This is a genomic window from Microbacterium sp. ARD31, from assembly GCF_031844425.1.
Genome location: NZ_JAUZVE010000077.1, coordinates 1 through 25770 on the forward strand (window position 1 = coordinate 1; position 25770 = coordinate 25770).

At 72.9% G+C, this 25770-nt stretch carries 22 protein-coding genes; 15 read left to right on the forward strand and 7 right to left on the reverse strand.

Annotated elements, in window-relative coordinates; genetic code table 11:
* From Q9S36_RS48425 to Q9S36_RS48440, 4 genes are all read left to right on the forward strand, one after another.
* A partial coding sequence (locus Q9S36_RS48425) for a 3-keto-5-aminohexanoate cleavage protein (protein WP_311291900.1) occupies positions 1 to 659 on the forward strand: 659 nt, incomplete at its 5' end.
* Positions 656 to 1747 carry a DegT/DnrJ/EryC1/StrS family aminotransferase gene (locus tag Q9S36_RS48430; RefSeq protein ID WP_311291901.1) on the forward strand — a complete coding sequence of 364 codons (1092 nt, stop codon included), beginning with the start codon at positions 656 to 658 and terminating at the stop codon, positions 1745 to 1747. The genes Q9S36_RS48425 and Q9S36_RS48430, both read left to right, overlap by 4 nt.
* Entirely contained in the window at positions 1740 to 2087 is a 348-nt protein-coding gene (locus tag Q9S36_RS48435; RefSeq protein ID WP_311291902.1) for a WxcM-like domain-containing protein, read from the forward strand. Before Q9S36_RS48430 ends, Q9S36_RS48435 begins: the two co-directional genes overlap by 8 nt.
* Positions 2084 to 3106, forward strand: coding sequence for a glycosyltransferase (locus Q9S36_RS48440; protein ID WP_311291903.1), 1023 nt, complete (start codon positions 2084 to 2086; stop codon positions 3104 to 3106). Before Q9S36_RS48435 ends, Q9S36_RS48440 begins: the two co-directional genes overlap by 4 nt.
* 3 nt (positions 3107 to 3109) lie before the next feature.
* On the opposite strand, the gene Q9S36_RS48445 is transcribed toward Q9S36_RS48440, so the two are convergent.
* Positions 3110 to 4141: a M48 family metallopeptidase gene (locus tag Q9S36_RS48445; RefSeq protein ID WP_311291904.1), complete on the reverse strand. Its 1032-nt coding sequence runs from the start codon at positions 4139 to 4141 to the stop codon at positions 3110 to 3112.
* A 130-nt stretch (positions 4142 to 4271) separates the two neighbouring features.
* Between Q9S36_RS48445 and Q9S36_RS48450 the strand changes: the two genes are divergently transcribed.
* Positions 4272 to 5330, forward strand: coding sequence for a GGDEF domain-containing protein (locus Q9S36_RS48450; protein WP_311291905.1), 1059 nt, complete (start codon positions 4272 to 4274; stop codon positions 5328 to 5330).
* 70 nt (positions 5331 to 5400) lie between these two features.
* Positions 5401 to 8088, forward strand: coding sequence for a fibronectin type III domain-containing protein (locus Q9S36_RS48455; protein WP_311291906.1), 2688 nt, complete (start codon positions 5401 to 5403; stop codon positions 8086 to 8088).
* Positions 8089 to 8107: 19 nt separating this feature from the next.
* Here Q9S36_RS48455 and hutU read toward each other — a convergent pair whose 3' ends face one another.
* Positions 8108 to 9811 carry a urocanate hydratase gene (gene hutU / locus Q9S36_RS48460; protein ID WP_311291907.1) on the reverse strand — a complete coding sequence of 568 codons (1704 nt, stop codon included), beginning with the start codon at positions 9809 to 9811 and terminating at the stop codon, positions 8108 to 8110.
* Positions 9808 to 11346 carry a histidine ammonia-lyase gene (gene hutH, locus Q9S36_RS48465; RefSeq protein ID WP_311291908.1) on the reverse strand — a complete coding sequence of 513 codons (1539 nt, stop codon included), beginning with the start codon at positions 11344 to 11346 and terminating at the stop codon, positions 9808 to 9810. Before hutH ends, hutU begins: the two co-directional genes overlap by 4 nt.
* Before the next feature lie 165 nt (positions 11347 to 11511).
* Here hutH and Q9S36_RS48470 point away from each other — a divergent pair, with 165 nt between their 5' ends.
* The 6 genes from Q9S36_RS48470 to Q9S36_RS48495 all read left to right on the forward strand — a co-directional run bounded on the left by Q9S36_RS48470 (position 11512) and on the right by Q9S36_RS48495 (position 18252).
* Positions 11512 to 11925, forward strand: a complete 414-nt coding sequence (locus Q9S36_RS48470; RefSeq protein WP_311291909.1) for a hypothetical protein — start codon at positions 11512 to 11514, stop codon at positions 11923 to 11925.
* Between the two features lie 98 nt (positions 11926 to 12023).
* Positions 12024 to 12740, forward strand: coding sequence for a helix-turn-helix transcriptional regulator (locus Q9S36_RS48475; RefSeq protein ID WP_311291910.1), 717 nt, complete (start codon positions 12024 to 12026; stop codon positions 12738 to 12740).
* Between the two features lie 86 nt (positions 12741 to 12826).
* Positions 12827 to 14092, forward strand: coding sequence for a vanadium-dependent haloperoxidase (locus Q9S36_RS48480; RefSeq protein ID WP_311291911.1), 1266 nt, complete (start codon positions 12827 to 12829; stop codon positions 14090 to 14092).
* Positions 14093 to 14214: 122 nt separating this feature from the next.
* Positions 14215 to 14814 (forward strand): hypothetical protein, encoded by a 600-nt coding sequence (locus tag Q9S36_RS48485; protein ID WP_311291912.1) that lies wholly within the window; start codon positions 14215 to 14217, stop codon positions 14812 to 14814.
* A gap of 46 nt (positions 14815 to 14860) precedes the next feature.
* The gene (locus Q9S36_RS48490) at positions 14861 to 15622 is read left to right on the forward strand and encodes an IclR family transcriptional regulator (RefSeq protein ID WP_311291913.1); all 762 of its coding nucleotides are present in this window, start codon (positions 14861 to 14863) and stop codon (positions 15620 to 15622) included.
* 56 nt (positions 15623 to 15678) lie between these two features.
* Positions 15679 to 18252 carry a hypothetical protein gene (locus Q9S36_RS48495; protein WP_311291914.1) on the forward strand — a complete coding sequence of 858 codons (2574 nt, stop codon included), beginning with the start codon at positions 15679 to 15681 and terminating at the stop codon, positions 18250 to 18252.
* A 3-nt stretch (positions 18253 to 18255) separates the two neighbouring features.
* On the opposite strand, the gene Q9S36_RS48500 is transcribed toward Q9S36_RS48495, so the two are convergent.
* The 4 genes from Q9S36_RS48500 to Q9S36_RS48515 are packed head-to-tail and all read right to left on the reverse strand — an operon-like array spanning position 18256 to position 21413.
* The gene (locus tag Q9S36_RS48500) at positions 18256 to 19113 is read right to left on the reverse strand and encodes a hypothetical protein (RefSeq protein WP_311291915.1); all 858 of its coding nucleotides are present in this window, start codon (positions 19111 to 19113) and stop codon (positions 18256 to 18258) included.
* The gene (locus Q9S36_RS48505) at positions 19110 to 19466 is read right to left on the reverse strand and encodes a hypothetical protein (protein ID WP_311291916.1); all 357 of its coding nucleotides are present in this window, start codon (positions 19464 to 19466) and stop codon (positions 19110 to 19112) included. The genes Q9S36_RS48500 and Q9S36_RS48505 overlap by 4 nt, the downstream gene beginning before the upstream one ends.
* Positions 19463 to 21088, reverse strand: coding sequence for a putative T7SS-secreted protein (locus tag Q9S36_RS48510; RefSeq protein WP_311291917.1), 1626 nt, complete (start codon positions 21086 to 21088; stop codon positions 19463 to 19465). The genes Q9S36_RS48505 and Q9S36_RS48510 overlap by 4 nt, the downstream gene beginning before the upstream one ends.
* 1 nt (position 21089) lies before the next feature.
* Positions 21090 to 21413, reverse strand: a complete 324-nt coding sequence (locus Q9S36_RS48515; protein ID WP_056905706.1) for a hypothetical protein — start codon at positions 21411 to 21413, stop codon at positions 21090 to 21092.
* Between the two features lie 120 nt (positions 21414 to 21533).
* Here Q9S36_RS48515 and Q9S36_RS48520 point away from each other — a divergent pair, with 120 nt between their 5' ends.
* From Q9S36_RS48520 to Q9S36_RS48530, 3 genes are all read left to right on the forward strand, one after another.
* The gene (locus Q9S36_RS48520; protein WP_311291918.1) at positions 21534 to 21854 is read left to right on the forward strand and encodes a WXG100 family type VII secretion target; all 321 of its coding nucleotides are present in this window, start codon (positions 21534 to 21536) and stop codon (positions 21852 to 21854) included.
* On the forward strand, positions 21851 to 22150 hold the full coding sequence (locus tag Q9S36_RS48525) for a hypothetical protein (RefSeq protein WP_311291919.1): 300 nt from the start codon (positions 21851 to 21853) through the stop codon (positions 22148 to 22150). Before Q9S36_RS48520 ends, Q9S36_RS48525 begins: the two co-directional genes overlap by 4 nt.
* A gap of 128 nt (positions 22151 to 22278) precedes the next feature.
* A partial coding sequence (locus tag Q9S36_RS48530) for a heterodisulfide reductase-related iron-sulfur binding cluster (protein ID WP_311291920.1) occupies positions 22279 to 25770 on the forward strand: 3492 nt, incomplete at its 3' end.

The following is a 25770-nucleotide window of genomic DNA, read 5'->3' on the forward strand; positions in this document are numbered from 1 at the left end:
GGCAGCGCGAGACCTACGCCCGCATCGTCGGCGCCGTGCGCGAGCAGGCGCCCGACGTCGTCATCAACGTGAGCACCAGCGGCCGCACCTGGTCGGAGGTCGAGCGACGCGCAGACTGTCTCGCCCTCGACGACGACCTCAAGCCCGACCTGGCCTCCCTGACCCTCTCGTCACTGAACTTCCTGACCCAGGCGTCGGTCAACAGCCCGGACACCATCCACGCACTCGCCCAGCTGATGCTCGAGCGCGGGATCGTGCCGGAGTTGGAGCTCTTCGACTTCGGGATGGTGAACTACGTCCACGTGCTGCGCCGCAAGGGCCTGCTTCCCGGGCCCGTCGTGGCCAACCTGTTCTTCGGCAACGTCGCCGGAATGCAGGCCACGCTCGGCGAGATCGGCCTCGCGCTCGACCGGCTGCCGCCCGACACGATCTGGTCGGGCGCCGGCCTCGGCGACTTCGGCCTGCCCGTCCAGTCCCACTCGATCGCTGCCGGCGGCGGTGTCCGGGTCGGTCTCGAGGACGGGATCTGGTTCGACCGGAAGCGCACCACGCTGGCCACCAACCCGATGCTGGTCGAGCGGGTCCACGAGCTGCTCGCGCTGCACGGCCGCACGATGATGGCGCCGCAGGCGTTGCGCGACAGGCTGGCAGCGCCGTGAGGATCCCGTCCGCGGCGCCGACCCGGCTCGGCGATGACGAGGCGGCCGCCGTGCGCGCAGCCGTGGAGCGGGTGATCGCCGACGGCCCGTGGATCCTCGGGCCCGAGGTCGAGTCCTTCGAGGCCGACTTCGCCGCGTACACGGGCCTGCCCCACGCGGTCGGCGTGGGCAACGGCACCGACGCGCTCGCCGTGGCCATGTCCGCGCTCGGCCTCGCGCCCGGGGCCGGGGTGCTGGTGGCCGCCGACGAGGGCGGCTACGCCGCGACGGCCGCCCGCCTCGTCGGGCTGGTGCCCGTGGTGATGGACGTCGCCCGCTCGGGGGTCGTCGACGTCGCCACCGCCTCCGCAGCCCACCGCCCGGGCGTCGAGGCGGTCGTCGTCACGCACCTGCACGGCGACGCCGTGCCCCTTGCCGAGCTGGACGCCTGGCGCCGCCGGCACGGCCTCGCGCTTGTGGAGGACTGCGCACAGGCGCACGGCCTGAGGATCGGTGGGCGCCACGTCGGCACCACGGGCGACGCGGCCACCTTCAGCTTCTACCCGACGAAGAACCTCGGTGCCGTAGGCGACGCGGGTCTGGTCGGCTTCAGCGACACCTCGGTCGCGGAGCGGGCGCGCGCGCTGCGCCAGTATGGCTGGACGGACGAGCGCTTCCGACCCGACCTGCCCAGCGGCCGCAACACCCGGCTCGACCCGCTCCAGGCGGCGGTGCTCTCGGCCCGCCTGCCACACCTCGACGCCCGGAACCTCCGACGCCGGGAGCTGGCACGCCGCTGGCGGGACGCGCTCGCCGGCTCGGCCGTGCTGTGGGGCGACCCGGAAACGACGGTCGCGCACCACGCTGTCGCGGTCACCGACGACCGAGACGGACTCGCGGCCCACCTCTCGGCCCGCGGCATCGACACGGCCGTGCACTACCCGCACCTCGTCGGGGAGATGCCCGGCCTCTCCGCCGAGGGTGCACCGACGCCGGTTGCCGCCTCGCTGGCCCGGAGGATCCTCAGCGTGCCGTGCTTCCCGGAGCTCACCGACGACGAGGCCGACCGGGTCGGGGCAGCCCTGCAGGACTGGACGCCCCGTGGCTGAACGCACCTTCCCCGTCCACCGTGACGACCGCGGCGAGCTGCTAGTCGTCGAGAGCGACGAGCTGGACTTCCCCGTCCGTCGGCTGTTCACCGTGGTCGGCCGCGAGGGTGGTGGCCCGCGCGGCGGCCACCGGGCGACCTGCACCGAGCTGCTCGTGCTCGTCTGCGGCTCGGCCACGGTCCGGCTCGGGCGCCTCGGCGGCACTGCAGAGGTCCACGTGCTCGAGAAGCCCGGCGACTCGGTGACCATCGTCTCCGGCGACCACGTCGACTACCAGCTCGACGGCCCGCGGTCGGTCGTGGCCGTGCTCTGCGACGAGCCTTACAGGACGCCCTCATGACCCGCGCCTCGGTCCTCATCCCGATCCACGACAAGCCCACCACCCTCCCGCTCACCGTGGACACGGTGCTCCGGCAGAGCGTCGAGGACGTGGAGGTGCTGCTCATCGGCGACGGCGTGACCGACGACGTACGCTCGGTGGCGGTGGCGCTCACCGCGGACGACGAGCGCGTGCGGTTCCTCGACTTCCCAAAGGGTCCGCACCACGGGGAGCGCTATCGCCACGACGCGGTCGGGGAGGCGCGTAGCGACGCGATCTTCTACCTCTGCGACGACGACCTCCTGCTCCCCGACCACGTCGCCGACCTGCTGGGCCTGCTCGAGGAGCACTCGTTCGTGCAGAGCCTCAACGGCGAGGTCCGACCCGACGGCAGCATCCGGTTCTACGCCGCTGACCTCGGCGATCCCGACGTCGTCGCGATGCACCTGCGCGACGACATCCGGTTCTGCTCGGTGAGCATCACCGGCACCGCTCACACCCGGCGGCTGTACGACGCCGTGGGCGACCGTTGGGACACGACACCGACCGGCTGGTGGCCGGACCACTGGCAGTTCCGCAAGCTCATGCGCCACCCCTCCTACTCCGGCGCCACGTCGCCCCGGATGACGGCGCTCCAGTTCCCCACGAGCAGCGACGGGCGTGACACGTGGACCGACGAGGCACGGGTCCAGGAGCTGCGCCCCTGGCACGCCCTGGTCGTCGCGCCCGACGCCCAGGACGAGATCGACCGGCGCTGCGAGGCCGGCAGGCGCGAGCAGCTGGTCGAGGAACGCGCCACGATTGCCTTGCTCCAGCGCGACCTCGCCTGGCTCCGCGGGGAGCACGAGCGGCTGGGCGACGACATGACTTGGCTCCGCGACAAGTACGACGAGAGCCAGCGCCATCTGGAGTGGCTGACCACCCAACACGCCGTGCAGGGCCGGCACCATGCGGCCGCCCTGGCGACGATCGAGCAGCTGCGCGCCAAGGTGGCGCACAAGAACGAGGTGATCGCCCGGCTCCGGGCGAAGCGCCGGTAGGGCTCAGGCGCTCTCGCTGCCGCGGCGGAAGCGCTCGTTGAGCCAGGAGCTGGCCGTGCCCATCCAGCCGGCCAGGTCGTGGACGACCTTGCCGAGGGTGTCTTGGGTGCGCTCGAAGACCTCGCCGTAGCTCGCCGCCGCCTCCTGCGCGGCGGCGGACACCGAGGCGCCGTCGTCGTCCTGCCGGCGCGGGTAGGTGCCGCCGAGGATCTCGGTGTAGGCCCCCGTGTCGATCCAGCGGCGCAGCTCGGTGGCGCGGACGACGGCGAAGGGATGGGACTGCTGCTGGAGCAGCGAGAGCTTGATCAGCGACTCGCGGACGTCGCCGCCCTCGTCGTACTCCGCGCCCTGCGCCAGGAAGGAGGTGGTGTCGAGCTCCTCGAGGGTGCCGCCGCTGGCCAGCTTCATGTGCGAGCGCAGGGCGGCGGTCGGGTCCTGGCAGGCCAGGACGCCAGCGCGGTCGGCGGAGAGCTCGGACTTGCGCGACCACTCCAGGAGGCCGACGGTCACCATCCGGATGCCGAGGGCGCCACCGGGGATGGCGCTGAGCAGGCCACCCAGGCCGAGCAGCCGGACGAGGAGGGTGCGGTAGACGGCGTGGCCGCTGATCGCGTGGCCGAGCTCGTGACCGATGACGAAGCGCAGCTCGTCGTCGTCGAGGTGGTGCACCAGGCCGGACGACAGCACGATGATCGGCTTGTCCATGCCGACGGTGACGGCGCTCAGCGTCGGGTCGGACTGGACGTACATCTCGGGCAGGTCGGTGGCGTCGAGCACCTGGCCGACCTCGGCGAGGATCCGGTGCAGGCGGGCGAACTGGCGCTCGTCGACCCGCACCGCGGAGCCGAGCAGCGTGAGCCGCCAGGCCCGCTCGCGGAAGACCCCGGACATCGTCTTGAGCAGGACGTCGAAGCCCTTGAGCCGACGCAGCGCGACGAGCGCGCCCTTGTCGGCGGGGTGCTCCCACGCCCGCGAGCTGATGTCGGTCAGTGTGACGCGTGCGCGCGCCGGCTTCTTGCCCCCCGTGTCGGTCATGGCGAGATCCTCGCAGAAGTGCCGCGCCGGGCGCAGGCCTTCGGCCGCCGACACCCCCTCCTCGGAGGTCGACGTCGGGCAATCACCCGGAAAGGGCCCGGTCGCGGACGGCGCCGCTTACCTTGGGGTGATGATCGATCGCGCCGCGCTCGAGCCGCGGGACCCGAAGACCGCCACCACCTTCGCGGTGACGCTGTGCGTCGTCGCCGGTGGGCTCAGTGCCGTCGTCACCGCGTTCACGCCCCAGGACCTCGTCCCGGGGATGAAGGCCCCCGTCATCGCGACGTCGTTGGCGGTGATGCTGGCCGGCCTGCTGCTCGTCGTGGTCAAGGAGCAGTTCAAGGTGTTTCTGTGGGTGCCCGTGCCGCTGCTCGGCATCGCCGCCATCGTGCTCGCCGACCTCGCCACGCACGACGCCTCGGCCGCCGGACAGGTCGTCCTGTGCGCCCCGGTCCTCTTCGCCGCCTCGCAGCTCCGGGCACCGGCGGCCTGGCTGGTGACCTGCTGCGCGATCGTCGCCGATGCCGCGATCGTCCTCGCGCTTCGCCCGCTGGACCGCGCCCTGACCGACCTGGCCTCCGTCGGGGTGCTGCTCGCGATCACCACCTGGCTCCTGGTGCGCGCCGGCGAGCGGACGGCGCGGCTCACCGACAAGCTGCGCGAGCAGGCGGCGATCGACCCGTTGACCGGGCTGGTCACCCGCCGGGTCCTCGACGACGCCGCCCGTAGCGTGCTGACGAGCAGCGACGGGGACGGTGGCACCTCCCTGATCCTGCTCGACGTCGACCGGTTCAAGCACATCAACGACACGTGGGGACATCCCGCGGGCGACGCCGCGCTCACCCACCTCGCCGACGTGCTGCGGTCCCACAGCCGGCCCGACACGGTCCTCAGCCGGCTCGGCGGCGACGAGCTCGCGATGCTGCTGCCCGGCTGTCCCTACGACGTCGCGCTCCGGCGCGCGTGGGAGCTCGTCGAGGCCGTCCGGACCAGCCCGATGACCCTGCCCCACGGCGACCAGGTCGCCCTCTCGATCAGCGTGGGGGTCGCGCACGCCCCGGTGCACGCCGACAGCCTGCAGGGTCTCTACACGGCGGCGGACCTGTCGCTCTACGACGCCAAGCGCAACGGCCGGGGTCGGGTCGGCGGCAGCCCGCAGACCGTCGACGGGACGCCTGCGCGAGGGTGACGTCCTCGGGGGACCCGCGAACTTCGCGAATCGCCTGCGGCGGGTCCCGCCCGCTGGCTACGGTCGCGCGGTGCCCCAGCCCCAGCTCCGCAGCCTGCCCCGCCGCGCCACCGGGGCCGTCGCCCTCGTCGCCGCCCTCGCCCTCGTCGCCGCGACCCCGTCCGTCGGTGTCGCGCAGGCCGAGGGCACCCCGACCCGTGACCGCGACGCCGAGCTGCACGCGGCGCCCGACCTGCTGGACGGCCCGGCTCGCGGGGAGCGGGCCATCCGCGAGCTCGGCGACCGCCTCGCCGTCGCCGCCGCCCGCAACGACCTGCGCGCCCACGAGCTGCGCACGCTGCTGCGGTCCGACCGGACGGCCCGCATCGACCGCGACGGCATCGTCAGCTTCGTGGAGCCGATGCCGAGCACCACGCCTCGGACCGCAGCGGCGGGCACGGCTGCGGTCGCTCCGCTGGGCGAGACGTTCTCCCTGCACAGCAACCCCGGAGCGGACCTGACCATCCTGCTCGACGTCGACGGCGCGGACGTCTCGGGCACCCGGTGGAACGACGTCTACGGCCTCACGCAGGCGCATCCTGCGTGGGACGCCGCGGGCGACGGACCGGGCTTCAGCGACGCGGAGCTCCTGCTGGTGCAGGAGGTGTGGGCGATCGTGGCCGAGGACTACGCGCCGTTCGACGTCGACGTGACCACCGAGGACCCAGGGCCGGACGCGTTGGCGCGCACCTCGTCGGCCGACACGGTGTACGGCACGCGCGTGCTCATCTCCCCCAGCGCCGACGCCTGGGGCAAGACCTGCCAGAGCGGCTGCGGCGGCATCGCCACCATCAGCATCTTCGACCGCGACGGGTCGGACTACTACCAGCCCGCATGGGTCTTCCCGCAGGCCCTCGGCAACCAGTCCAAGACCGTCGGGGAAGCGGCCTCGCACGAGGCGGGTCACAACCTCGGGCTGCGCCACCACGGCACGGCGGACCTCGGCTACTACACCGGGCACGGCAGCTGGGCGCCCATCATGGGCGTCGGCTACTACGAGCCGATCTCCCAGTGGAGCCACGGGGCGTACCCGGGAGCGAACAACTCGGCCCAGGACGACACGGCCGTCCTGGCCGGCTACCTCGGCCGCCGCCAGGACGAGGCGCCCGGCCCGGCCGGTGCCGCCGCCGAGCTGCCCACCGGGACGGCGTACGTCACCGACGCCGCGGACGTCGACACCTTCCTGCTGGGGACCTGCACGGCCGGCAGCGCCGTCACGGTCTCCACGGCCGGCCTGGCGCCGAACCTCGACGTGAAGGCGACCCTGCGCAACGGCAGCGGCACGGTGGTGGCGACCGCCGCGCCTGTGTCGGGCTCCGGCGACGGCACCACCGCAACCGGCGTCGGCGCCACCGTGACCGTCCCGACCGCCGGGAGCGGCTGGACCGTCTCCGTCGACGGCGTCGGTGAGGGCAGCTGGTCCGCCGGCGGGTACGACGACTACGGCAGCCTCGGCGCCTACACGGTCAGCGCGCCCGGGTGCCAGGGCACGCCCGTCGACGGCGTGCCCAGCGTCCCGCAGGGCCTGTCCTCCGGGGCCGCGGCGCTCGACGCCCTGACCCTGTCCTGGGCCGCACCCGCCGACGCGGGCAGCAGCCCGGTCACCGGCTACGTCGTGAGCCGCTCGGGCACCGACCAGACCTGGACGCTGCCCGCCACCGCTCGCAGCCACGTCTTCACCGCTCTCACAGCAGGGACGTCGTACGCCCTCTCGGTGCGCGCGGTCAACGCGATCGGCGCCGGACCTGCCGGCACGGTGTCGGGCACGACGCTCGCGCCGCCGCCGGTCGTGCCGAGCGCGCCGCGCAACGTGACGGGCGCCTACGACCCCGCCACCGACGAGATCACCGCCTGGTGGGCCGAGCCGACCAGCTCCGGCTCACAGCCGATCTCGGGGTATGCGGTCTACTTCGACGGCGAGCTCCTGGGCGAGGTGCATGCCGGCAGCCGCGAGGTGACCATCTCCGACGGGTCGGGGTTCGCTGAGGGCACCCACACCGTGGGTATCGCGGCGGTGAACCCGGTCGGCGAGTCCGCTCGGGCCACGGTGTCCGTCGTCGTCGACCGCCCCGCGTCCGCCCCGGAGCCGCCGGCGCTGACCTCGGTCGTGCCGGGCGACCAGACCGCGACCGTGGCGTGGACGGCACCGGCTGACAACGGCGCCGCCATCACCGGCTACACGGTCATCGCCCGGTCCACGTGGGAGGTCGACCGCACCTTCGCGGTCGCGGCCACGGAGCGGGGCACCGTCCTCACCGGCCTCACCGCCAACGTGACGTGGACGATCACGATGACCGCCACCAACGCGGTCGGCACCTCGCCGGAGTCCACGGCCTTCGCCGTCACCCCCGTGAGCGGCGGCGGTGGCGGCGGTGGCACCGGCGACCCGACGCCCACCCCGACCCCGACCCCGGTCCCGCCCGCACCCACGCCGACCACTGCCACCCCCACTGCGACGGCGCCCCTGCGGATGGCGGCGCCCAAGGTGAAGGTCAAGGGACGCAAGGTCACGGTGCGCTGGGCGGGCGCCACCAGCCCCACCAGCGCCGTGACGACCTACCTGGTCGACCTCTCGAAGGGCACGGACCGGTCGGCGAAGGGCTCCGCGCGCAAGCTGGTGCTGAAGCTCAAGCCGGGCCGCTACAAGATCCGCGTCGCGGCGCTGAACGCGACCGGGTGGTCGCCGTCCAGCGCGTGGGCGAAGGTCCGGGTCCGCTGACGAGCCCCGCTCACGAGCTTCAGCGGCGCTGCGGCTCGACGGGGATCCTGACGCCGCGCTCCTCGGCGACCTCGATGGCGCGGTCGTAGCCCGCGTCGACGTGGCGGATGACGCCCATGCCCGGGTCGTTCGTCAGCACCCGCTGGATCTTCTCCGCCGCGAGGTCGGTGCCGTCGGCGACGGTGACCTGCCCGGCGTGCAGCGACCGGCCGATGCCGACGCCCCCGCCGTGGTGGAAGGAGACCCACGTGGCGCCCGACGCGGTGTTGACCAGGGCGTTGAGGATCGCCCAGTCCGCGATGGCGTCCGAGCCGTCGAGCATCGCCTCGGTCTCCCGGTAGGGGGAGGCCACCGAGCCGCAGTCGAGGTGGTCGCGACCGATCACGATCGGGGCGGAGAGCTCGCCGCTGGCGACCATCTCGTTGAACCGCGCACCCGCCTTCGCGCGGTCGCCGTACCCGAGCCAGCAGATGCGCGCCGGCAGGCCCTGGAACTGCACGCGCTCCGCGGCCATGTCGAGCCAGGTGTGCAGCCGGGCGTACTCCGGCTTCTCGTCGGCGGGAAACAGCTCCTTGATCGCCCGGTCGGTCGCGGCGATGTCGGCCGGGTCTCCTGACAGCGCGGCCCAGCGGAACGGTCCCTTGCCCTCGCAGAACAGCGGTCGGATGTAGGCCGGCACGAAGCCGGGGAACTCGAACGCCCTGTCGTAGCCGCCCTTGCGGGCCTCGTCGCGGATCGAGTTGCCGTAGTCGAAGACCTCCGCGCCGGCGTCCTGGAACTCCACCATCGCCCGCACGTGGCGGGCCATCGACTCCTGCGCGCGCTTGGTGAAGCCGCGCGGGTCCTCGGTGCGCTCGCGCTCCCAGTCGTCGTACGACGTCCCGGAGGGCAGGTAGAACAGCGGGTCGTGCGCCGAGGTCTGGTCGGTGACGACGTCGACCAGCGGCCCGTCGCCCTTCGCCACGCGATCGAGGTGGCGCTCGAGGAGCTCCGGCAGCAGGTCCGCGGCGTTGCCGAGCAGGCCGATGGACAGCCCACGGCGCTCGTCGCGGGCCTCGAGGGCGAGCTCGATCGCGTGGTCGAGGTCGCGGGCCTGGACGTCGAGGTAGCGCGTCTCGAGGCGACGGTCGATGCGGTGCTGGTCGCACTCGATGCAGATGGCGACGCCGTCGTTCATGGTGACGGCCAGCGGCTGGGCGCCGCCCATCCCGCCGAGGCCCGCGGTCACCGTGATCGTGCCGGCGAGGCTCCCTCCGAACCTCTTGTCCGCGACGGCGGCGAAGGTCTCGAAGGTGCCCTGCAGGATGCCCTGGGTGCCGATGTAGATCCACGACCCGGCCGTCATCTGGCCGTACATCGTGAGGCCGAGGTCCTCCAGGCGGCGGAACTCCTCCCAGTTGGCCCAGTCGCCGACGAGGTTGGAGTTGGCGATCAGCACGCGGGGCGCCCACTCGTGGGTGCGCATCACGCCGACCGGCTTGCCCGACTGCACGAGCAGCGTCTCGTCGGCCTCGAGGTCGCGCAGGGTGCGGACGAGGGCGTCGTACGCCTCCCAGCTGCGCGCGGCCTTGCCCGTGCCGCCGTAGACCACGAGGTCCTCGGGGCGCTCGGCGTTGTCCGGGTCGAGGTTGTTCATCAGCATCCGCAGCGGTGCCTCGGTCTGCCACGACTTCGCGGTCAGCTCGGTGCCGCGCGCAGCATGGATGGGAAGCCTGTCGTTCACTGCAGTTCTCCGATCACGGATGCGGCTGCCGCGAGCACGGCGCCGGACTGGACGAGGTAGACGGCGGTCTCGATCTCGGGTGAGAGGTGGCGGTCGGGGCCGGGGCCGGCGATCCCGTTGCTGCGGAGCAGCTCGACGACCGCACCCGTGGCCGGCGAGGGCGTGAGCGGCGCGCGCAGGTCGAGGGCGCGGGCGGCGGTGAGGACCTCGACGGCAACCACCCGGGCGAGACCGTCGACGGAGCGGCGCAGCTTGCGCGCGGCGTTCCACCCCATCGAGACGTGGTCCTCCTGCATCGCGCTGGAGGGGATCGAGTCGACCGACGCCGGCACCGCGAGGCGCTTGAGCTCGGAGACGATCGCGGCCTGGGTGTACTGGGCGATCATGTGGCCGCTGTCGACGCCGGGGTCGTCGGCCAGGAACGGCGGCAGGCCGTGGTTGCGCGCCTTGTCGAGGAACCGGTCCGTGCGCCGCTCGCTGATCGACGCCACGTCGGCGGCGACGATCGCGAGGAAGTCGAGGACGTACGCCACCGGCGCGCCGTGGAAGTTGCCGTTGGACTCCACGGCGTCGCCGAGCACGACCGGGTTGTCGATCGCGCTGGCGAGCTCGCGGCCCGCGACGGCGGCGGCGTGCTCGACGGTGTCGCGGGCGGCGCCGTGCACCTGCGGGGAGCAGCGCAACGAGTAGGCGTCCTGGACCCGGTTGCAGTCGCCCGTGCGGTGCGAGGCGACGATCGCGGAGTCGGCCATCAGGGCGATGAGGTTGGCCGCGGAGAGCGCCTGGCCCGGGTGCGGCCGGATCGCCTGCAGCTCGGGGGCGAAGACCCGGTCGGTGCCGAGCTGGCCCTCCACGCTCATCGCGGCGGCGACGTCGACGGTGCGCAGCAGCATCCGCAGGTCGGTGATCGCCATGACCAGCATGCCGAGCATGCCGTCGGTGCCGTTGATGAGGGCGAGGCCCTCCTTGGCGACGAGCTCGACCGGCTCGAGACCCGCGGCGGCGAGCGCGTCGGCCGCCGGCAGCAACGTGCCCTCGGCGTCGCGCACCTCGCCCTCCCCCATCAGGGCGAGCGCACAGTGCGACAGCGGCGCGAGGTCGCCCGAGCAGCCGAGGGAGCCGTACTCGCGCACGACGGGCGTGATGCCGTGGGTCAGCAGGCCGGCGAGCAGCTGGGCGGTCTCACGGCGTACGCCGGTGCGGCCCGTCGCGAGCGTCGAGAGGCGCAGCAGCATCAAGGCGCGCACGACCTCCCGCTCGACCTCCGGGCCGGACCCGGCGGCGTGCGAGCGCACGAGCGAGCGCTGCAGCTGGGCCCGCATCTCGGTGGGGATGTGCCGCGTGGCGAGGGCACCGAACCCTGTGCTCACGCCGTAGGACGGCGTCTCCGCGGCGGCGAGCGTCTCGACCACGCCACGGGCACGGTCGATCGCCGCCAGCGCGTCGTCGGTCAGCTCGACGGCCGCCCCGTGACGGGCGACGTGGACGAGGTCCTCGAAGGAGACGGGGCCCACCCCGACCTGGATCGTCTGCATGCGCTCATTGAAGCCCTCGGACCGCGGCCCTCACCAGAGCCGTCGGACCGCCGGAGTCTGGGATACGAGACCCGCTGCCCACCCCGGAGGGGGAGCAGTGGTGGCACGCGGTGTGGCACGGTCGAGAGGAAGAGCGGCCGTCCGGGCCGCGGGGAGCAGGTCATCATGAGCACCACCGCTTGGATCATCGTCGTCGTCGTCGCCGTGCTGGTCGTCGCAGCACTCGTCGCCTGGATGCTCGCGCAGCAGCGCAAGAAGAAGCACGTCGAGCACGCCGAGCACCTGCGCGAGGAGGCACGAGAGCACGCCAGCGCCATCCCCGAGAGCCAGGTGCGCGCCCGCGAGGCCGAGGTCGAGGCCGAGCGCGCGCGCCTCGAGGCCGAGCGTGCCCAGCAGAAGGCCCAGGAGGCGCAGGTCGCCGCCACCCAGCAGCAGGCCGTCCACGAGGACCGGCTGCGGACCGCCGACCAGGTGGACCCGCGGGTCGACACCTCCTCCGAGGACTACGACCCCGACACGGTGCTGGACGCCGACGACCCCCGCCGTACCGACGGCACCGACGGCTCGCGGCGGGCCTGACCACGGCAGGGAGGACCGCCCGCGCCCCGGGTCCCGGCGCCACGTTTGGGGGATGACGGCGCCGGCGCCGGTGTCTAGCCTCGTCGTGAGGGATCACGATGCCGGACCTGGTGCTCACCGAGACCGAACAGCGGGCGCTACGCCACTTGCTGGCCGCCGAGCCGCGCCCGGGGTCCCCGTTGCCGGCACGTGAGGTGCTCGAGCGCCTCACGGAGCTGATCCCGGCGGACGGCGTCGAGGCGGTCTACCAGGACGGCACGTACGCCGTCACGCACGCGATCTGCCTCGGGGACAACGGCGACGAGGAGGTGGACCTGCCCGAGCCCGGGGACGGACCGCACTACCTCGGGATCATGCACTGGCGGGCGAACCCCCTCGCGGCCCAGAAGTGCTTCGGCGGGCTGGTGGGGGACTCCGACGGGCTCTGCATCGGCTTCCGCAACGGCGCCGACGGCCTGGTCCAGATCGGCCTCGGGCGCTGGCACGGTCCGTTCGTCGAGCGTGACATAGCGGTGCTGCGGATGCTCGCACCCCTCCTCGCTCGGCTCTCCCGCGAGCGCCTGACCCCCAGCCTGCCGGTCTCGCTGACGACGCAGGAGCGGCGGGTGCTCAGCCACGTCGCCGCCGGCCGGTCCAACGCCGAGATCGCGCAGGCGCTGTTCGTCGCCCCCTCGACGGTGCGCAAGCACCTCGAGCACAGCTATCGCAAGCTCGGCGTGACCAGCAGGGTCGCCGCCGTGGCCAGGCTCCAGGGCAGGGACCTGCCCGACCTGGACCTGCGCGAGCGGCTGGAACGGCTGCACGCCTCCGGGTGAGGCGGATGTTCGCTCGAACGCGAATACCGCCGCCCGGGTCGCCGTCGGACGCTGTCAGCAATCGACGTCCGACGAGAGGACCCACCATGAACCGTCTCCGCACCCGCGTCGTGCTGGCCTCGACGCTCCTCGTGGCCGGCTCGGCGCTGCTCCCCGCGGCCGCCACCTCCGGCGCGACCCGCGGCGGGTCGCACCAGCACGGGCACCACCACCCGCACCCGACCCCCTCCACCGAGAGCGGACGGGTGGTGCTGGACTGGGAGCGCATCGCGTTCGCGACGATCTACCCCGCGACGCCCATCCCGGTGGGCGTCCCACTGCTGGGCTACACGTCCACCGCGATGTACGACGCCGTGCGCGCCTCGTCGTCGCGCCACGACAGCTCGGAGACCGCAGCCGTCGCGCAGGCGGCCCACGACGTGCTCGTCCACTACGTCCCGGCCGCCGCCGCGTCGCTCGACACCAGTCTGACCACCTCGCTGGCCGGGGTGCCGGACGGCAGCGCGGAGGACCGCGGCGTCTGGACCGGCAAGAAGGTCGCCGCCCGGCTGATCGAGGAGCGGGCCGACGACGGCTACCTCGACACCACCATCCACTACACGCTCCCGCCGGGCATCGGCACCTGGCAGCCCGTCCCGCCGGCGACCGACATGCTCGGCGCCTGGATCGGCTCCATGGACCCGCTCGTGGTGAAGCGGCTGGCCAAGGTCAACGGCCCGGACGCCCTCACCAGCGACGACTACACGACCGACTACAACGAGGTGAAGCTGCTCGGGTCCGCGACGTCCACCGTGCGCAGCACGGCACAGACCGACACGTCCCGCTTCTTCAACAGCAACTCGGCGACCATGGTCGGTGACGCCCTCGTGCGCTATCTCGAGGCACACCCCGAGACCCTCCAGGACACCGCGTGGCTGTTCGCCGCCATCCACAGCGCCATGACGGACTCGCTGATCACGTGCTGGCAGCTCAAGCGCGACGTCGGGTTCTGGCGGCCGATCGAGGCAGTCGCGGGGGCGGCGGACGACGGCAACCCCGACACGCAGCCACAGGCCGGGTGGACTCCGCTCCTGGCCCCGACGCCCCCGTACTCCGACTACGTCACGGGGCACGGCTGCCTCACCAGCCCGGCCGTCGAGGTCATCCGCACCCGGCTCGGCGAGACCACTCCGCTCGAGCTGCGCTCGTCCAACTTCCCCACCGCGCCGCGCACCTACCCCAGCCTCAGCGAGCTGGAGCACGACGCGCTGAACTCGCGCATCTGGGGCGGCCTCCACTTCCGTGACGCCATGTCGGACGGCTACGCCATCGGGCACCGCACCGCCCGGGCGGTGATGCACCGCCTGGACTGACACCGGACCGACGTCACGGTCAGGCCCTCGCGATCACCGACGAAGGTGGCGGAGTGCGCTGCACGCGAGCAGGGGTGCTGCCAGACTGGCGGCATCCCTGACTCGTGAAATGAGGAAGCCCCGTGACCACGCTCATCAGCATCACGCTCATCGTCATCCTCGTGATCGCCCTCGCCCTGGTGGTCCCGATGGTCCGGCGGAAGAACCGCGAGGCCAACGTCGCGCGCGCCGAGCAGCTGCGGTCCGAGGCGGCCACGAGCGCGCAGACCGTGCTGCCGCCCGCCCAGGCGCGGGCCGCGGAGACGGAGGCGAGCGCCGCGGAGGCCCGCGCGATCGCCGAGCGCGCCGAGGCCGAGGCCGAGCAGGCACGGCTGGCGGCCAGCCAGGCCGAGGCCGAGCACGAGGACCGGATCCGCGCGGCCGACCGGCTCGACCCGCGCGTCGACCACCAGGCCGAGGACTACGCGCCCCAGGTGCCCGGCACCGACGACGTGGGCCCCACCCCGCCGGCCGAGGTCAACGCGGAGCCCGCCGCCGAGACCACCCACGCCGCGCCGGCCGCCGAGGCACCCACCGAGACCAGCGCCGACGAGCCCGCGTCCGGCGGCGCCCCCCTGCTCCCGCGCCGTACCCCCGGCGCCAACGAGATGCCGGGCAAGCCGATGGAGAGCGAGGGCGGTGGCGGCGGCTGGTTCACCCGCAAGGACAGCACCGACTCCTGACCCCGCGGCGACCCGCGCGGCAGCCGGACGTGCCACGATCGGCCCCGTGAGCCAGGTCCCCGCCGCCACCCGCGCCCTGCGCGTGCTGCGCTTCCTGGCCACGCAGGCCGACCCGGTCCCCCTCGACCGGATCATGCGGGCCTGCGACCTGCCGCGCAGCACGGCGTACCACCTGCTCAACACCATGATCGACGAGGGCTTCGTGGTGCACCTGCCCGACGAGCACCGCTACGGCCTCGGCGTCGCGGCCTTCGAGGTGGGCAGCGGCTTCACCCGTCAGGAACCGCTGGCCCGGCTCGCCCGCCGGCCGCTCGCCGAGCTGGTCGACCGCACCGGCCACGGTGCGCACCTCGCGGTCCTCCACGGCCGCGACGTCCTGTACGTCATCGAGGAGCGCGCGCCGGGTCGCCCGCCGCTCGTCACCGACGTCGGCGTACGCCTGCCCGCCCACCTGACCGCCAGCGGCCGGGCGATCCTGGCCGCACTGCCCGCGAGCCAGGTGCGGGCCCTCTACCCCGACCGCGGCGCCTTCGTGGACCGGCACGGCAAGGGACCATCCTCGCTCAGCGCGCTGCGCTCGATCCTCGCCGAGACCCGGCAGGGCGGCCACGCCACCGAGAACGGCGAGGTGACACCCGGGCTGCAGAGCGTCGCCGCCGCCGTGCTCGACCACAACCGGCACCCGGTCGCAGGCGTCGCGGTCACCTTCGCGAGCGACTCCGACGCGGACCCGGCCACCATCGCGCGGACGGTCACCGCCACCGCGGCCCAGCTCACCCGGAGGGTGAGCGGGAGCCTCGCGACGTAGCCCGGGGAGGCACCCCGTCGTTGGACCCCTGACCGAGGAGCCGACAAGGAGCAGCCGTGACCCCCACGCCCCACCCCGTCCAGCGTGTCCTGATCTCGGTGCTCACCGCCCTCGGCGTGGTGACCGGTGGGGTGCTGACGGCCGACCACGACCCGGCTCCGTCCGCCAACCTGTCGTCCACCTACGACGCCCAGGCCCGGGAGCGGGCAGAGGCCGCGGCCGAGCGGCGTCCGCACGCCCACACCGGCGCCGCCGGGACCACGGCGGTCCTCGACGGCGGCCACGGGCACGTGCACGACGACCCCGACACCAAGAACGCGATCAGCCGGAGCGGGGAGGCCGCGACCGCACCCGACCCGACCACCGGCCGCGAGCGCGCCCGGAGCCGCGCCCGGGTCGCTGCCCAGCGCACGCTGGGCGAGCCGCGGCTGACGAAGGTCCCGCTGCGCAGCCCGCGACGCAGGGTGCCGGAGAGCAGGTACGCCATGGCCGGTGGCTGCTACGCCCTCGGCGGGCGGCCGCTCTTCCTCCAGGCGACCGGGCTGGGCAGCTACCTGCTCCACTCCGCCGAGCGCACCTTCCTCGCCGCATCGTCCGGCGGCGCCACGACGTGGGCCGCGAGCCCCTCCCCTGACGCGGACTGGGCGGTCCGCCGCACCGGGCCGGGGCGGTTCACCTTCACCCTCGCCGACGGCCGCGGGCTGCGACGTACGTCCCCCTCGTCCGCGACGGGCTTCGCCACCGGCACCGCCGAGCCCCTCGCGCTGCGCCGCGCCGACGGGTGCACCGCCGTCCCCGAGGTCACGACGAACGTCTCGGGGCGCCCCTTCGGCGGGGCCACGTCGTTCCAGGAGGTCCGGGGCTACGTCGACCCGCACGTGCACGGCCAGACCCACGAGTTCCTCGGCGGGCGGGTGATCTGCAGCCCGCCCTTCCACCGGTACGGCGCCGCCGCGGCCCTCGTGGACTGCCCCGACCACCAGGTCGCCGGCGGGCGCGGCGCGCTCCTCGAGGACGTGCTGGCCGGCAAGACCCCCGGCACCGGCCACGACCCGGTGGGCTGGCCGACGTTCTCCTACTGGCCCAACCCGCACTCGCTGACCCACCAGCAGGTCTACTACAAGTGGCTCGAGCGCGCGTGGCGCGCCGGCCTGCGCATCCACACCAGCCTGCTCACCGAGAACCACGTCCTGTGCGCGGTCTACCCGCTGAAGAAGAACTCCTGTGACGACCGCGACGCCGTCCGCCTCCAGGCACAGGACATGCGCGCCATGCAGGACTACGTCGACGCCCAGTACGGCGGCCCCGGCCGCGGCTGGTACCGCATCGTCACCGACCCCTTCGAGGCGCGCCGGGTCATCAACCAGGGCAAGCTCGCCGTCGTCATGGGCATGGAGACGTCGGTCCCGCTCGGGTGCAACGTGCAGCTGGGGCGGCCGACCTGCACCGAGGAGCAGATGCTCGCCGAGCTCGCCGAGATGAGGCGGCTCGGCGTCAGCCAGATGGAGCTGACCAACAAGTTCGACAACGCCTTCACCGGTGTCGCCGGCGATGCGGGCACGATCGGCCCGCTGACCAACAGCGCCAACTTCCTCAGCACCGGCTCGTTCCTGCGGATGCGGCAGTGCCCGGCGGCCAACCCGCCCGGGGCGGAGGACAAGCTCCAGTCGCCCAACCTCGGGGACCTCGGCGGCGAGCGGCAGACGCCGGAGCAGGACGCGATCTTCGGTGCGATCTGGAAGCTGTTCGGCGACGTCGGCGTCCAGCCGGCGCCGGTCTACCCGGCCGGCCCGCACTGCAACCAGCTCGGGCTGAGCCCGCTCGGCGAGCGCCTGCTGTCGGCCATGATCGACAGCAGGATCCTGGTCGACCCCGACCACATGAGCGTCGCCGGCCGCACCGCCGCCCTCGACTACCTGGAGCAGCAGCAGGCCGCGGGCCGCACGCCGGGCGTCGTCTCCTCGCACTCGTGGTCGACGCCCGACGCCTACCCGCGGATCTACCGGCTCGGCGGCTTCGTCGCGCCCTACGCCGGCGACTCGACCGGCTTCGTGGAGAAGTGGCGCCAGCACCTGGGCTGGACGGACCCGCGCTACTACTTCGGCTTCGGGTTCGGCTCGGACATGAACGGCTTCGGGTCGCAGGGCGACCCGCGCGGAGCCGGCGCGAGCAACCCGGTGACGTACCCCTTCACCGGCCTCGGGGGCGTCACGGTCGACCGGCAGCGCAGCGGGGAGCGCGTCTTCGACGTCAACACCGACGGCGTCGCCCACTACGGCCTGTACGCCGACTGGGTCGAGGACGCCGAGCACGTCGCGGGCGCCGACGGCGCGGCCCTCGCCGACGACCTCTCGCGCGGCGCCGAGGCCTACCTCCAGACCTGGGAGCGCGCGTGGGGCCTGGCCCCGGACTCGTGCCGCAACCCCGGACTCCGGATGACCGTGCGCGCCTTCACGCGGGCCGCCGACGCGGGGCTGGGCACGCGCGCCCTGATGCGTCGCGTGGGCCAGCCGTGGCAGCGGCTCGGGCGCGAGTTCACCTACTGCGCGCGGAGGCCCGGCACGCCGCGGGTGCTGATGACGGTTGAGCTGTCCCGCAGCGGGACGGTGGTCGGCGTCCGCCGGGGGTGAGCGTCAGCCGTGAGTGGCGCGGCTCCGGGTCGGCATCGGGTCGGAGCGCACGCCCTCGGTGTCGGTGAGCTCGTCGGCCGGCACGACCGCCTGGAAGACGCCGGGCTCGACGTGGAGCAGGCCGAGCTCGTCGGCCTCGGCCTGCGAGGCGGGCGTGACGAGCACGAGGGCCTGGTCGCCGACCTGCTGCAGCACCCGCACCCGGCGCTCGCGCCACCGTGCCACGATCGCGATGTCGAAGACCTCGCACTCGGAGACCGGGACGACGCGGGCGTGCACCTGCGGGCGTACGGGCTCGAAGCCCTCGGGGACCTGCTCGTCGCCGACCCACACCATCTCCACCGACTGCTGGTCGGAGGTGTAGGAGCACGGCAGGTCGAGCGCGCCCTGCTTCGCGCGCGGCCCGATGAGGTGCAGCGGCGGGAAGTAGCCCTTGGCGCCCTGCCACCCACGGGCGGCGCCCTGGTAGCGGGAGAACTCCTTCTCCGTGCCGTCGAGGCCGATCCGGACGAAGCGGGCACTCACCGGCATCCGGGTCAGGGTCAGGATCCACACCGGAGCGGCGTTGCGCAGGAACCCGGTGGGATACGTCGGCCACGGCACGTCGGCGTGGCCGGGGGCGTTGGTGGGCACCCGCAGGTCCATGAGGGGGTGGGTGCCGAAGCGGACCACGTCGACGTGGTCGGGCGCCTCGCCGAACGGACCGTCCTCCCCGTCGAGGCCCAGCGCCCGCACCCGCTCGACCGGGGTGAGCCCGATCAGGTCGTCGGGCCGGTAGACGGCGCCGGTGAGCCAGTCGTAGCCCTGGTCGACGATGCGTCGCGACACCTCGGGGACCAGCAGCTTCTCCAGGACGGTCATGACTCGCGCCTCCTCGGGTGGATGGAGGTCACCCTCTCATCGACGTCGGTGAGCTCCGACACCGGCGCGGAGCCGTGCCAGCCGTTGTAGCTGTCACCGGCCAGGCCCTCCCGCTCGGCCAGCGCGCTGTCGTTGGTGAAGAAGCCGCACTCGTCGCCCGAGACGGCGCTGATCGCCACCTCCCCGCCGCGCCACCTGGCCTTGGTCTTGACGGAGAGGAAGTCGTCGAGGTCTGCCATCTCGGTCCGCACCGGTCCGGACGGTGACGGCAGGCGCACGAAGTCGCGGCCGTGCGACTCGACCTGGACCTGCTCCCCGCCGACGACGGCGTAGAGGCCGGAGGGCCGGATCACTGGACCGGCATCCACATCTTCGTGCCCATGTAGTCCGTGAGGACTGCCACGAGCTCCTGGCCACCCGAGCTGTCCATCCGCCAGATCTGCGACCCCTCGGGCATGGTCGTCGGGGTGTCGGTGCGGAACTCGGGGATGCCGCCCGAGGTGTAGCCGTTGCCGGTGAACGGGTTCTCCGGGTCGAGGGCGTCCTTGTCGTAGTTGCCGTTGCCGCCCAGGTCGGAGTGCCGCGGCACGTCGAGCCCGCTGGGGTCCGTCTGGTCGTAGCGCAGGACGTGGATGTCGCCGTCGTCGGGCGAGAAGGGCGAGTCCTTGTAGTCCAGGCCGAGCTTGTCGTGCATCTCGCGCGGCGTGTGCAGCTGGTCGACGTCCTCGGCGCGGGAGGTGAACCCGAAGGTCTGGTCGGTCTTGAAGTAGGGGTTGGTCTCCGAGCTCCCACGGAGGTAGTCGTCGACCGTGCTCTGCGGGATGACGCGCTGCATCGGCGTCCCCGGCTCGACCCGGATCGCGTCCCGGGCCTCCACGAGCCGGTCGATCTCGCCCGGCGTGAGGTCCTCGATCGGCTTGTTGACCAGCCCGCGCAGGTCCTCAGGGAGGTCGTCGAGCCGGCGGATGCCGGTGAGCTCGTCGAAGCGGTCGAGCTTGCCGAGGTCGGCGAGCTCGTCGAGCCGGTTGAGGTCGCCGAGCGCGTCGATCGCGTCCAGGCCGCCCTTGGCGCCGCGGGTGGCCAGCGCACCGGTGCCGGCCGTCGCCACGGCAATGATCGCGTCGGGCACGAGGTGGCCGATGGCGCGCGCCGGGTCGTCGGCCCAGGTGTCCCAGTCGAGCAGGGCCTTGCCCAGCTCCTTGCCGAAGCCGATCGGGTCGGTGGTGAGGCCGGTGTAGATCCCCTTGGCCATCTCCCACGCGTTCTCGGCGGAGAGCTCGTACTTCTTCATCAGCTCCTCGGGCGTCAGGTCGCCCGTCGCGAGCTTGTAGGCGTCCATCACCATGTTGACCGGGCTGAACGGCACCATGGTCAGCAGGTCCCAGACGGCCTCGCCGGCGCCCTCGAGGATCCCGCCGACGAACTTCAGCCCGGACTCCCACCAGCTCGGCTCCTCCGGTGCGTCGGCGCACCCGGCTCGGACCTCGCCGGCGCACACGTGGGCCGCGTTGTCGAGGTCGGCCCGCGCGGCGGCGAGCTCGGCGAGCGCGTCCTGCTGGATCGGGGCGCCCCAGTCGCGGAAGGGCTCCGCGGGGTCGGTGCCGCCGCTGCTCCAGTAGGCCTGCATCCGGCCCATGTAGGAGTCGTACTGGGTGCGCGCGCTGGCCGACTCACGCTGGCCGCGCTCGTACTCCGCACGGGCCTGCTCGGCGCGGGCCTGCGCGTCCTCGAGCTCGCCGGCGTACGTCCGGAGGCCGGCGGCGGCCTTCTTGAAGCCGTTCCCGGCCTTCACCCAGCGCTCGGGCTCGAGGTCGTGGGCCTCGCGGAACTCGTCGGCCGCGCGGCCGGTCCACCCGGACACGTCGATCTTGGCGAGCGCGTCGCCGGTGTCGTAGAACAGCTGGCCCTTCTGCTCCATGGTCAGCGCCTTGGCGCGGATGTTCGCGGGGTTGCCCTCGATCTCGAAGTCCGGCATCTCACATCACCTTGATCGCCGCGATGGTGCCCTTGAGCCCGGACAGGGCGTCGTAGCCGGCCTTGTCGGTCTCGAAGTAGTTCATCGCGATCTTGCCCAGCCGTCCGGCCATCTCCTCGACGTCCTGGCAGAGGTTGTTGACGCCTTCCTCCCACCGGTTCTTGAACTCGTCGAGCGCGTCCCAGACCACGTCGCTGCCGACGTCGCCCTTGCCCGGCACGAGGTCCTCGACGTCCTTGTCCTTGAACAGCTTGACGGTGTCGTTGAGGCCCTGGGCGGCCTTGCCCATGCTCTCGAGGTCGACTTCGTAGTCGTAGGACGGCATGGCTGTGGAGTTCCCCCTCGCGACCCGCCTCAAACCGACGGAACTCGCGCACCTCCGCGGGTGTGAACCCGCCCGTGCGGGGTATGGGTCCGGCGACACCCGAACAGGAAGGGGGCGGTCGTGGCCGTCGGACTCGTCTACGCCGAGATGCAGGCAGCCGCCCAGGCTGCGGCCGACGCGGTGGAGCCGTTGCAGCAGGTGCTGCGCGACCTCGCCGCCACCATCGAGACCGAGGCCGGCGCCGGCTTCAAGGGCCAGGCCGCCGCGGGCTTCGGCGAGGCGATCAACGCCTGGTTCGACGTCGCCGTCACGCTCGGGCCGATCCTCGAGGGCTACTCCCAGAACCTGATGTACGTCGCCCAGGAGCACGCCACCAACGACGTCGCCCAGGCCGAGCGCGCCGGGCAGCTCGCCGACCGCCTCGGAGGTGGTCCCCGATGAGCGAGCGCGGACTCGTCGTCCACCAGGCGGCCCTCTCCTCGATGGAGTCGGCGCTGGCCGACGCCACCACCTCCCTCACCCAGCAGATCGACGACCTGCTGCAGGAGGCGGAGCGGCTCACCCCCGGCTGGGAGGAGAGCAGCGAGTCCCACGCCGCCCACCTCGACTACCAGCAGAAGCTCCGCGACGGCGTCAAGCAGCTCACCGACGCGCTCGACCAGGTGCGGCAGAAGCTCGCGACCTACCGCGAGGACGCCCGCGAGATCGAGGTCGAGAACGTCGCGATCGTGAACTGATCGGCCGCGCCGCCACCGCTGAAGTTACCTGCGGGTAGGATCCTTCTCACTCGTACGGGCCCTGCCGCCGCCACCGGGGGCGGCCATATGCTCCGGCTCGTACGGCCCCGACCGAGGAGCAGTCCTTCATGCAGATGTTCGCGATCGTCGTCTCGTTCGCCCTGACCGTCGCCGCGGTGGCCATGCTGGTGCCGGCCGTACGCCGCATCCTGAGCGTGGTCAGGTCCGGCCAGCCGGCTCCCGGGCGCAGCGACAACCCCGCCGGGCGTGCCGTGACGATGCTCAAGGAGACGTTCCTCCACACCCGGATGCTCCAGTGGCACTGGGTCGGCATCATGCACTGGTTCGTCTACATGGCGTTCATCTTCCTCAGCACGGCCGTGCTCGCGGCGTACTTCCAGCTCTTCCAGCCCGACTGGGCCTACCCGGTCATCGGGCACTGGTACCCGTTCGAGTGGTTCATGGAGGCCATCGGGGCGCTGAGCACGGTCGGCATCGTCTTCCTCATCATCTACCGCCAGAAGCACCACCCGCGTTCCGAGGGCCGGCGCAGCCGCTTCTTCGGCTCGACGTTCTGGCAGGCCTACTTCGTGGAGGCGCTCGCGCTCCTCGAGGGTGCGGCGATCCTCTTCGTCCGCGCCGCGGAGTGGCGCCTCGACGAGGGGGCCGGGCGCGCCCACTACCCGTTCTCGTCCTTCCTCGGCGACGCGATCTACCCGAGCTCCGTGGGCTCGCTCGAGAACCTCATCTACCTCATCGCCACCTTCAAGATCGCGCTCGCGATGATCTGGCTGATGGTGATCGCCCGCAACCTCACCATGGGCATCGCGTGGCACCGCTTCACCACCTGGTTCAACATCTTCTTCAAGCGCGAGGCCGACGGCAGCACGGCGCTGGGCGCGATGAAGCCGCTGACGTCCGACGGCAAGGCCGTCACCCTCGACGACATCGACGACCTCGACGAGGACTCGGTCCTCGGCGTCGGCAAGGTCGAGGACTTCTCCTGGAAGGGCATCCTCGACTTCACCACCTGCACCGAGTGCGGCCGCTGCCAGTCGCAGTGCCCCGCCTGGAACACCGAGAAGCCGCTCTCCCCCAAGCTCCTCATCACCAGCCTCCGCGACCACGCGTACGCCAAGCACGACGGTGCCGAGGCGCACGCCGAGCGCGCCCTGGTGGGCGTCGGCTCGAAGGGGGAGACCGCGGGGGCGGGCACCGACGTCCTCGACTACTTCTACAACCCCGCCGACGGCGACTTCGTCATCGACGAGGACGTGCTGTGGAGCTGCACCTCCTGCGGCGCCTGCGTGCAGCAGTGCCCGGTCGACATCGAGCACGTCGACCACATCATGGACATGCGGCGCTACCAGCTCCTCGTGGAGTCGAACTTCCCGGCCGAGCTCAACCAGCTGTTCAAGGGCCTGGAGAACAAGGGCAACCCGTGGAACATGTCGCCCTCCAGCCGCATGGACTGGGCCAAGGGCCTCGAGTTCGACGTCCCCGTCGTCGGGGAGGACCTCGAGTCGCTCGAGTCCGTGGACTGGCTGTTCTGGGTCGGCTGCGCCGGCGCCTACGAGGACCGCGCCAAGAAGACGACCCGTGCGGTCGCCGAGCTGCTGGACATCGCCGGGATCTCCTTCGGCGTGCTCGGCAACGGCGAGACCTGCACCGGCGACCCGGCCCGCCGCGCCGGCAACGAGTTCGTCTTCCAGGGACTCGCCCAGCAGAACGTCGAGACCTTCAAGGAGTACAAGGTCAAGAAGGTCGTCTCGACCTGCGCCCACTGCTTCAACACGCTCAAGAACGAGTACAAGGACTTCGGCATCGAGCTCGAGGTCGTCCACCACACCCAGCTGCTCAACCGCCTCGTGCGCGAGGGCAAGCTGACGCCGGTCAAGGACGGCGCGGGCGCCACGAAGCGCTCGATCACCTACCACGACCCGTGCTACCTCGGCCGCCACAACCAGGTCTACTCGCCGCCGCGCGAGCTGCTCCAGGTGCTCCCCGGTGCCGAGTACGTCGAGATGGAGCGCAACTCCGAGCGCTCGTTCTGCTGCGGCGCCGGTGGCGCGCGCATGTGGATGGAGGAGAACCTCGGCGAGCGGATCAACGTCAACCGCACGCGGGAGGCCGTCGGGACCGGCGCCGACCAGATCGCGGTCGGCTGCCCGTTCTGCCGGGTGATGCTCTCCGACGGGCTCACCGCCCAGCAGGCCAAGGGCGAGGCGCGCGAGGAGGTCGAGGTCCTCGACGTCGCGCAGATGCTCCTCGCCTCCGTCAAGGGTGAGCAGGCGACCAAGGCCGCCCCCGCGTCCTCCCCGGCCCCCGCCTCGGCTGCCTCCTCCGCCGCTGCGTCCGCCACGGCGACCGACGTGGCGACCAAGGACGAGCCGGAGGCGGGTGACGTCACCGTCACCGAGGACACCGTCACCGCGACCGCGGACGCCGGCCCCGCCGCCAAGGCGTCGGGAGGCTCGTCGCTGTTCGACACCCCGGCGCCGGAGGCCACTCCGGCCACACCTGCGGACCCCGGCGGGTCGCTCTTCGACACCCCGGCCCCGGAGCCCGCGGCCGCCGCTCCCGCGTCGGCCGAACCCGCCACCGAGGAGCCCAGCGAGGAGCCCAGCGAGACGGTGGCCGAGGAGCAGGCGGCCGCGCCCGCCACGACGGACCTGGGTGCCGGCGGCTCGCTCTTCGACCTCGGCACCCCGGCAGAGCCCGAGGCCCCGGCCGAGCCTGCCGCCTCGGCTGCCGAGGCGCGGCCCGCTGCCGAGGCGAAGCCCGAGACCGAGGCGAAGCCCGCGGCCGACCTGGGCAGCGGCGGGTCGCTGTTCGACATCGCCGCCCCGGAGGCCGAGGCCACTCCCGCCGCGACCGAGGCGCCCGCCGAGGCAGCGGACGAGTCGCAGCCGGCGACCGAGCCCGAGCCGGCAGCAGCACCCGTAGCCAGCGGCACGACGTCGACGCCCACCACCGACGAAGACCTCTCGAGCCTCGGCTCGCTGTTCGACCTCGAGGCCCCGGCCACCGAGGCCGCCCCCGCACCGGCAGTGGACGTTGAGTCTCCCAGCGACTCAGCTCCCAGCGAGGCGACCGACACCCCGGCCGCGAGCGGGACGACCTCGACGCCGACGACCGCCGGGGACCTCAGCAGCGTCGGGTCGCTCTTCGACATCGAGGCGCCCGCCACGACCTCCACCCCCGCACCCGAGCCTGCTTCGGCGTCCGAGTCTCCGAGCGACTCAGCGCCGAACCAGCCCGAACCTGAGGCCGAGGAGAAGGCCAGGGAGAGGGTCGAGGAGGAGCCCGAGCCGGAGGAGACGGAGGCTCCGGCCGCGCCGCCGAGCGGTGCCGACCTCAGTCAGGCCGCGACGTTCCGCGACTCGGAGGACACGGCCACCTCGACCGAGACGACCGAGCCCGCCAAGGACCCGGCGACGATCCTCGACACCGCGGACTCCGACGCGACGGAGGTCGACACGACGGACGAGGCCGTGAGCGAGGAGCCCGAGGCGGAGGGAACCGCGACCGACGAGCCGACGAAGCCGGCACCGTCCGGCGGCCCGGCGCACGCGCCCCGCACCGACGTCGACATCAGCGGGTCGGGTTCGCTCTTCGAC

Coding starts and splice junctions, on each gene's coding strand:
- Q9S36_RS48440 (WP_311291903.1), top strand. CDS start 2,084: ATGACCCGCGCCTCGGTCCTCATCCCGATCCACGACAAGCCCACCACC.
- Q9S36_RS48480 (WP_311291911.1), top strand. CDS start 12,827: ATGAACCGTCTCCGCACCCGCGTCGTGCTGGCCTCGACGCTCCTCGTG.
- Q9S36_RS48510 (WP_311291917.1), bottom strand. CDS start 21,088: ATGCCGGACTTCGAGATCGAGGGCAACCCCGCGAACATCCGCGCCAAG.
- Q9S36_RS48515 (WP_056905706.1), bottom strand. CDS start 21,413: ATGCCGTCCTACGACTACGAAGTCGACCTCGAGAGCATGGGCAAGGCC.
- Q9S36_RS48470 (WP_311291909.1), top strand. CDS start 11,512: ATGAGCACCACCGCTTGGATCATCGTCGTCGTCGTCGCCGTGCTGGTC.
- Q9S36_RS48525 (WP_311291919.1), top strand. CDS start 21,851: ATGAGCGAGCGCGGACTCGTCGTCCACCAGGCGGCCCTCTCCTCGATG.
- Q9S36_RS48500 (WP_311291915.1), bottom strand. CDS start 19,113: ATGACCGTCCTGGAGAAGCTGCTGGTCCCCGAGGTGTCGCGACGCATC.
- Q9S36_RS48450 (WP_311291905.1), top strand. CDS start 4,272: ATGATCGATCGCGCCGCGCTCGAGCCGCGGGACCCGAAGACCGCCACC.
- hutH (WP_311291908.1), bottom strand. CDS start 11,346: ATGCAGACGATCCAGGTCGGGGTGGGCCCCGTCTCCTTCGAGGACCTC.
- Q9S36_RS48445 (WP_311291904.1), bottom strand. CDS start 4,141: ATGACCGACACGGGGGGCAAGAAGCCGGCGCGCGCACGCGTCACACTG.
- Q9S36_RS48475 (WP_311291910.1), top strand. CDS start 12,024: ATGCCGGACCTGGTGCTCACCGAGACCGAACAGCGGGCGCTACGCCAC.